This window comes from Pseudomonas sp. NPDC087346, from assembly GCF_044744235.1.
GTDB lineage: Bacteria > Pseudomonadota > Gammaproteobacteria > Pseudomonadales > Pseudomonadaceae > Aquipseudomonas.
In genome coordinates this window covers 72900-81009 of sequence record NZ_JBIUXX010000016.1, presented here as the reverse complement: position 1 = coordinate 81009, position 8110 = coordinate 72900, and the positions used below count along the sequence as shown (strand labels likewise).

Annotated in this window: 7 protein-coding genes; all 7 read right to left on the bottom strand. The window is 60.6% G+C overall.

Annotation, left to right across the window (positions count from 1 at the left end; translation table 11 throughout):
* Positions 1–39: 39 nt before the first annotated feature.
* Positions 40–600, bottom strand: a complete 561-nt coding sequence (locus tag ACIOZM_RS12565) for a CvpA family protein (RefSeq protein WP_008083218.1) — start codon at positions 598–600, stop codon at positions 40–42.
* A gap of 98 nt (positions 601–698) precedes the next feature.
* Positions 699–1337: an SPOR domain-containing protein gene (locus ACIOZM_RS12560; protein WP_401213946.1), complete on the bottom strand. Its 639-nt coding sequence runs from the start codon at positions 1335–1337 to the stop codon at positions 699–701.
* Positions 1321–2628 (bottom strand): bifunctional tetrahydrofolate synthase/dihydrofolate synthase, encoded by a 1308-nt coding sequence (folC, locus tag ACIOZM_RS12555; protein WP_401213943.1) that lies wholly within the window; start codon positions 2626–2628, stop codon positions 1321–1323. The genes ACIOZM_RS12560 and folC overlap by 17 nt, the downstream gene beginning before the upstream one ends.
* Positions 2625–3545: an acetyl-CoA carboxylase, carboxyltransferase subunit beta gene (gene accD, locus ACIOZM_RS12550; RefSeq protein ID WP_401213940.1), complete on the bottom strand. Its 921-nt coding sequence runs from the start codon at positions 3543–3545 to the stop codon at positions 2625–2627. The genes folC and accD overlap by 4 nt, the downstream gene beginning before the upstream one ends.
* 204 nt (positions 3546–3749) lie before the next feature.
* Positions 3750–4370: a phosphoribosylanthranilate isomerase gene (locus tag ACIOZM_RS12545; RefSeq protein ID WP_401213937.1), complete on the bottom strand. Its 621-nt coding sequence runs from the start codon at positions 4368–4370 to the stop codon at positions 3750–3752.
* A gap of 63 nt (positions 4371–4433) precedes the next feature.
* Positions 4434–5258, bottom strand: a complete 825-nt coding sequence (gene truA, locus ACIOZM_RS12540; RefSeq protein WP_401214038.1) for a tRNA pseudouridine(38-40) synthase TruA — start codon at positions 5256–5258, stop codon at positions 4434–4436.
* A 277-nt stretch (positions 5259–5535) separates the two neighbouring features.
* The coding region (locus ACIOZM_RS12535; RefSeq protein ID WP_401213934.1) for a FimV/HubP family polar landmark protein at positions 5536–8110 on the bottom strand (2575 nt) is incomplete at its 5' end.

Here is an 8110-nt window from a genome sequence, read left to right as displayed (position 1 = left end):
GACGCAACCCCTACTTAATGGATCTGAACTGAACAACACTCACTGAGGCGTTTTCGCCGACGGCAAGAGTTGCTCCTTGAACGGTAGATCAGCGGGTACGCTGATACCGCTGGCAAGCCACTGACTGCTCCACCCGAGAATCAGGTTTTTGGACCAGTCTGCAACCAATAAAAATTTTGGCACGAGCTGTGATTCTTTCCACCAGCCGTCCTGCTGTACCGGCCCCAGGCTCAACAGCCCGACAGCCACAACCACCAGCAACACGCCACGCGCTGCGCCGAAGGCCATGCCAAGGAATCGGTCGGTCCCGGAGAGCCCGGTGACGCGAACCAATTCGCCGATAAGATAATTGATCATTGCGCCCACGATCAGTGTGGCGACAAACATGATGGCACAGCCCGCGATCACGCGAGCCGATGGGGTTTCGATGTATCCGGCGAGGTACTCGGACAGTGAGCCACCGAACATCCAGGCAACAGCTCCTGCGATGATCCAGGTCACCAGCGATAATGCTTCCTTGACGAAGCCGCGGCTCAAACTGATCAATGCGGAGATGGCGATGATTGCAACGATCGCCCAGTCAACCCAGGTAAATGGCACAGTGCAGCCTACAGACGGATAAGGCGGCGCATTTTAGCAGAGCGCATGGCTGTCGGTAAGCTGCGATTGTCAGTGCATTTCAATCGATTTGATAGATATCAGCCACGCTCAGGCTGAAAGCGCACCACAAAGCCCTTGAGGTTCTGCTGGCGGCCCAGCAAATCGCGCAGACGATCGGCTTCGGCGCGCTCGATCAGCGGCCCGACAAATACCCGATTCTTGCCATCTGCCGAGCGGATATAAGCGTTGTAGCCTTGGCTGCGCAGGCTTTTTTGCAGGCTTTCAGCGCTGGCGCGACTCGACAGACTCGCCAACTGCACCGACCAGCTCACCGACAGACCGTTTGCATCGACGCGGCTTTGTGTGGTGTCAGGTTTGGCAGTTGCTGCTGCAATCGGCTGAGCCGGTGCCGCAAGAGGCTTGGCTGCTGGCGCAGGCTTGGCTACCGGGACTGGAGCGGGAGCGGGAGCAATCGGTGCCGACGGTGCGGCTTGCTCGGCAACTTCGTCATCGCTTGGCACTGGCTCTTGCGGCAAGGCTTGCGGCTCGGGCACGGCAACCGGCTCGACTTGCAACTGCGCCATGGCAGGTGCTTGCGGCGCGGCCGGCGCATCAACCGTCACTTGACGCTGTTCGTCCTGACGGGAAAACAGCATCGGCAGAAAAATCACCGCCAGTGCCACCAGCACCAGGGCACCGACCATGCGCTGCTTGTACGCTTTATCCAGCAAAGCCATTTGCCGCTTCCTCCGTGGAGCGCCGGGCCAACCATTCAAGGGCCTCGGCGACACAATAAAATGATCCGAACAACAGAATCTCGTCGTCGCTGCTCGCCACGGCGCACTGCCCTTCCAGAGCCGCCGCGACACTGTCATATGACGTGACCGACGCACCAAGGTTCTGCAATGCCACCTGCAACTCGGCAACCGGGCGCGCACGCGGCGAATCCAGCGGCGCCACAGCCCAGTGTTCGACACTAGCATTCAATTCGCTGACAACACCATCCAGATCCTTGTCCGCCAGCAACCCGAACACCGCCAGGCGCTTGCCAACCGGAGGCCGCATGGCCAGACGTCGCGCCAGATACTCCGCCGCGTGCGGGTTATGCCCGACATCCAGCAGCAGATTCAGACGCTTGCCGTTCCATTCAAACGAACGACGATCAAGACGCCCGACCACACGGGTCGCCTGCAATGCAGCAATAATCTGCGCGGCATCCCAAGGCAAACCGAGCAACAGATACGCCTGCAACGCCAGCGCAGCATTTTCCATCGGCAGATCGAGCAACGGCAGATCGCGCAACTCAACGGCCTGACCTTGCGCATCGGTGCCGCGCCATTGCCAGTGCTGATCGGTGATGCCGAGATCGAAATCACGCCCGCGCAGGAAAAACGGACATGCCAGTTCACGCGCCTTGTCGAGCAAGGGTTGCGGAGGATTCAGATCGCCACACAGCGCAGGCTTGCCCTGACGGAAAATCCCGGCTTTCTCGTAAGCCACGGATTCACGGGTGTCGCCCAGATAATCGACATGATCGACGCCAATGCTGGTGACCAGCGCGATATCGGCATCCACCACATTGACCGTGTCCAGCCGCCCGCCGAGACCGACTTCAAGCACCACCGCATCAAGCCCGGCCTGCTGAAACAGCCAGAACGCCGCGAGGGTGCCCATTTCGAAATAAGTCAGGGAAGTGTCGCCGCGACCGGCTTCGACTGCCGCGAAGGCCTGGCACAGCTGGGCGTCAGTGGCTTCGACGCCATTGAGCTGCACCCGCTCGTTATAACGCAGCAGGTGCGGAGAATTGTAGACACCAACGCTCAGGCCCTGCGCGCGCAGCAACGAAGCCACAAACGCGCAGGTCGAACCTTTGCCATTGGTGCCGGTGACCGTAATCACCCGAGGCGCCGGCTGGCCCAGTCCCATGCGGGACGCTACCTGTTGCGAACGCTCCAGCCCCATATCGATGGCTGACGGATGCAACTGCTCAAGGTAGGCGAGCCACTCGCCAAGGGTACGCTCGGTCATACGTTGGCAGGCACCGGTGGAACCACGATTGGCTCGACAGGAGCAGCAACGAACACAGGCGTCGGCTTGCCGGTCATTTGTGCCAGCAGGTTACCCAGACGCGGGCGCAGCTCCTGACGATGAACGATCATGTCGATGGCGCCGTGCTCCAGCAGGAACTCGCTGCGCTGGAAACCTTCCGGCAGTTTTTCACGCACGGTCTGCTCGATCACGCGCGGACCGGCGAAACCGATCAGGGCTTTCGGCTCACCGACGATCACGTCGCCGAGCATTGCCAGACTGGCGGAAACACCACCGTAAACCGGGTCGGTCAGTACCGAGATGAACGGAATGCCTTCTTCACGCAGACGCGCCAGTACGGCCGAGGTCTTGGCCATCTGCATCAGCGAGATCAGCGCTTCCTGCATCCGCGCACCACCGGAGGCGGCGAAGCAGATCATCGGGCAACGGTTTTCCAGAGCGTAGTTGGCGGCGCGCACGAAGCGCTCGCCGACGATGGCGCCCATGGAACCGCCCATGAAGGCGAATTCGAATGCCGAAACCACAACCGGCATGCCCAGCAACGTACCGCTGACGGAAACCAGTGCGTCTTTTTCGCCAGTCTGCTTCTGTGCAGCGGTCAGGCGATCCTTGTACTTCTTGCCGTCGCGGAATTTCAGACGGTCAACCGGCTCCAGATCGGCGCCCAGTTCGTTGCGGCCTTCGGCATCGAGGAAGATGTCGATGCGCGCACGTGCGCCGATGCGCATGTGGTGGTTGCACTTGGGGCAAACATCCAGGGTCTTTTCCAGCTCCGGACGATACAGCACAGCCTCGCAGGACGGGCATTTGTGCCACAGACCTTCAGGCACCGAGCTCTTCTTCACTTCCGATCGCATGATCGAAGGGATCAGTTTGTCTACTAACCAGTTGCTCATGCTTACTTTCTCCAGTACCGGCGGCCCGAACGCTCTGGTTCGCGGCCCCGCGTATGCCCTTCAGCTAAAATTCATGTGTGCGGCGATGATTGATGGATGGGCGGGTCAGCGAAACTGACCTTCATACAACCCAAAAATCCGCTGCCTCTTTTCTACCAAGCTGTGGACGGCGGCAGTCTGCCAGCCGTCACATCCGGCAACGACCTAACCTTTACGCACCGCATTGATGAACGCTTGAATCTTTGCGTGATCCTTGATGCCCTTGCTCGCCTCTACCCCGCCGCTGACGTCCACTGCGTAAGGGCGCACCTGGGCGACCGCATCGGCAACGTTATCCGGCGTCAGACCGCCAGCAAGGATCAACGGCTTGCTCAACCCTTGCGGAATCAGTGACCAGTCGAACGCCTCGCCGGTTCCGCCGGGAACGCCTTCAACATAAGTATCGAGCAGCACGCCACTGGCGCTTGGGTAGGCATCGCAGGCGGCGGCGATGTCATCACCAGCCTTGACTCGCAACGCCTTGATGTACGGACGATGCCAACCTTCGCACTCTTCGGCGGTTTCGTCGCCATGAAACTGCAACAGGTCCAACGGCACTGCGTCGAGGATTTCCCCTAATTCGCAGCGGCTGGCGTTGACGAACAGGCCGACGGTGGTCACAAACGGCGGCAACGCCTTGATGATCGCCCGCGCCTGTTGCACGGTTACCGCACGCGGGCTCTTGGCGTAAAACACGAAACCGATGGCGTCGGCTCCGGCTTCGACGGCTGCCAACGCATCTTCTATGCGGGTAATCCCGCAAATCTTGCTGCGAACGGCTGACATGTCGATAAAACCCCAAGGTAAATCCGAGAAAGTCCCGGATGGTAACAAAAGCGTTCGAGGGCGTCAGCCGTCAAGTCCCGAGAAACCCGTAAGGAAATGTGGCCCGATAAAACGCTCCGGTAACGGGAATTCGTCACGGTATTCGACCTGCACCAGATACAGACCGTACGGATGCGCTGTCACGCCGCCCGAGCGCCGCTCGCGGCTTTCCAGCACTTCCTTCATCCACTCCACCGGCCGCTCGCCCGCACCGATGGTCATCAATACCCCGGCGATGTTACGCACCATGTGATGCAGGAAAGCGTTGGCGCGGATGTCGAGCACGATCATTTTGCCGTGACGGGTCACGCGCAGGTGATGCATCTGCTTGATCGGCGACTTGGCTTGGCACTGGCCGGCGCGGAAAGCACTGAAATCATGGGTGCCGATCAGATGCTGCGCGGCTTCGGCCATGCGCTCGGCGTCCAGCGGACGGTGGTTCCAGGTGATTTCTTCATTGAGGTGCGCCGGACGGATCTGATCGTTGTAGATCACGTAGCGATAACGCCGGGCGATGGCTTTGAACCGCGCATGAAAATGCGCCGGCATCACCCGCGCCCAACTGACGCTGATATCGTGGGGAAGATTGATGTTGGCGCCCATTACCCAGGCTTTCAGCGAGCGATCGACCTGAGTGTCGAAATGCACCACTTGCCCGCAGGCGTGTACGCCAGCGTCGGTACGCCCGGCGCACTGCAGCGAGATCGGTGAGTTGGCGACTTTCGACAAGGCTTTTTCCAGCGCTTCCTGCACCGTGGCCACGCCAGTGGACTGACGCTGCCAGCCGCTGTAGCGCGAGCCTTTGTACTCGACGCCCAGCGCGATGCGGTAAAAGCCGTCGGGCGCCATTTCGGCGACTGGATTTTCTATGTTTGCCAAGGTGGGACAGCCTGCTGATCTACAAAGGCGGGCATTATAAGGCCGCTGCCCGGGGATGCCAGTGGGTTCTCTATTGACTGATCCGACGCCATCGCTGGCAAGCCAGCTCCCACAGGTTTTGCGGTGAACACCATACCTGTGGGAGCTGGCTTGCCAGCGATGACAATATCTCAATCACCACAGAATCCGGCACAAACAAAAACGGCAGCCTCAATGGGCTGCCGTTCTGTTAACGCTTATCGCTGACTCAAGCCAGGTTAGACAGCATTTCCTTGGCTTCACCACGTTGCTTCTCGTCACCCTCGGTCAACACTTCGTTGAGGATGTCGCGGGCGCCGTCGCTGTCACCCATGTCGATGTAGGCCTGAGCCAGATCGAGTTTGGTGGCCGCTTCGTCGGTACCGGCGAGGAAGTCGAAGTCGTCTTCGCCCAGATCACCGCCCATTGCCGCATCGGCTTCAGTGAAGGTTGGCGTTGGCTCGGCAATGCTCTGCGACAGACGATCCAGCTCGGCGTTGACGTCATCCAGCTCGGCAGCGAACGCATCAGGCTCGGCCGGGTTGGCGTCCATCTCGTCCGACAGCGACAGATCGAAATCTGCCGGCAATTCCAGATCATCCTGCGGCACGTCAGCTACAACCGGCGGCTCGACTGGCGACAGATCCTTCACGCCCTCGTCCAGATCCAACAGGAAGTCATCGTCGCCCAGATTAACCGTAGGTGCCGGCTCGGCACCCAGATCGAGATCCAGATCGAAGTCCGACAGATCGTCAAGATTCTCTTTGATCTCGGTCTGCTGTTGCAGCACCGAACCGAAGCTCAGGTCGTCATCAGCAGGGAACTCGTCCAGCTCGACCGGCGCTTCCGGCTCGATCACCGGCTCAGGCGTCACCGGAGTGATGTTGTCCAGATCGTCCAGGCTCAGGTCAAACGCGCTGTCCAGATCGTCTTCCACCGGAGCAGGTGCTGGCGCCGGGGCTTCCGGCTCATCCAGCAGCAGATCCTTGACGTACTGCGCATCCAGTTCGGCGGCGACAGCAGCCGCCGCCAGACCACCGGCAACCACCAGTGCCATGGCCGGGAAGCGGCTTTTCAGCTCTTCGACCTTGGCAAAGTTGTCGCCATTGGCTACCAGTTGACGCTCCTGACCGACGAAACCGTCGCGATCGCCCTGCTGACCGTAGACTTCCATCAGCTTCAGGCGCAGATCACTGCGCTGCGGCTCCAGGCTGACGCCCTCCTCCAGCAATGCCGCCGCCTGATTCAGGCGACCGGCTGCAATGTGCGACTGGGCTTTATCGAGCACGTCATCCGAACGTTCGGCCGATGGCGCAACCAATGGCGCGGCAATCGGTGCAGCCATGACAACTGGCGCAATTACTGGTGCTGGTGCAGGCGTCGGTGCAGGCGCGGCGGCCGCAGGCGACAGCTTGACGCTTGCTGCCGGTACTTCCAGACCTTCGAAGCTGCTTTCCGGCAGATCCTGCTCGGCGGAGAACTCTTGTTCTTCAGCCAGAGCACGGGCCATGCGCAGATGTTTCTCGGCTTCCTGCTGAGCTTTGCGGCGACGGGCCAGCAGCAACAGCAGAAGCAGCAGGATCACCGCACCGCCACCGACCAGACCCAGCAAAATCGGATTAGTCAGCAGTTCGTTGAAGGTTTTCTCGTCATCAGCGACAACTGGCTTAGGCTCGACCACTGGCGCAGGTGTTGTCTCTGCCGGTGGAGCAATGGCCGATTCCGGGGTCGGCGCTGCGGCGGCTTCTGCCGGAGTGGCTGGCGGCGTAGTCGCCAGCTCTGCGGTAATCGCTGGAACTGCAGGCACGGCTGCATTGGCGCCTGGCGCGGCACCCGGGCCATTGGCCTGCATTTTCGCCAGTTGATTGTTCTTCAGCTCGATCAGGCGTTGCAGCTTGTCCAGCTGACTTTGCAGATCGGTCATGCGGCTTTTCAGCTCCTCGTTGTCACGACGAGTCGTGTCGAGGCTTTCCTGAGTCACCGCCAATTTGTTGCTCAAGGCTTTGGCATCGCCCGCCGGGCCTTTGCCACGGCCCTTGGCGCCTTCGGCAGACACCAGGCTCAGATTGTCTTTCGGGTTTTGCCCTGCGCCGGCATTGCTGCGGCCACGCTTGGTCGCATCCAGCTGCTGCTGACCGGTGCCCGGCTTGGCCGCATAACGACGGCCCTGACGCCAGGCTTCGTTCTGCGCCGCAACCTCGGCAATCGCCTTAGACTGTGGCAGCGCAGCGCTTTGCACGGCATCCGGCAGACGCAGCACCTGACCGGTTTTCAGCCGGTTGATGTTGCCGTCGATGAACGCATCCGGGTTCAACGCCTGAATGGCCAGCATGGTTTGCTGCACCGATCCGCCAGTACGTGCCTTCGCCGCGATTTCCCACAGGGTATCGCGTGGCGTCGTGGTGTATTGGGACGGATGGGTGGCGCCAGTGGTCGGCGCAGTGATGGTCGAGGTCGGCGCAGGCTGAGCAGCGGCATCAGCGGTCTGCGGCGAGAACTTCGACGGGTCCAGCAGTACGCTGTAATCGCGCAGCAGACGGCCGTTTGGCCACATCACCTGCACGAGGAATTTGACCATCGGCTCGGACAGCGGCTTGCTCGACGTCACGCGCAGAACACTTTTGCCGCTGGCATTGAGCACAGGGGTGAACGTCAGATCATTGAGGAAAGCCTGGCGATCAACGCCGGCCTTGGCGAAATCTTCCGGCGAGGCCAGGCTCGGCACCACTTCGGCAGCGGTGAGATCCTTGACGTCGAGCAGCTCGATTTCAGCCACCAGCGGCTGGTTCAGGGTCGACTTCAGG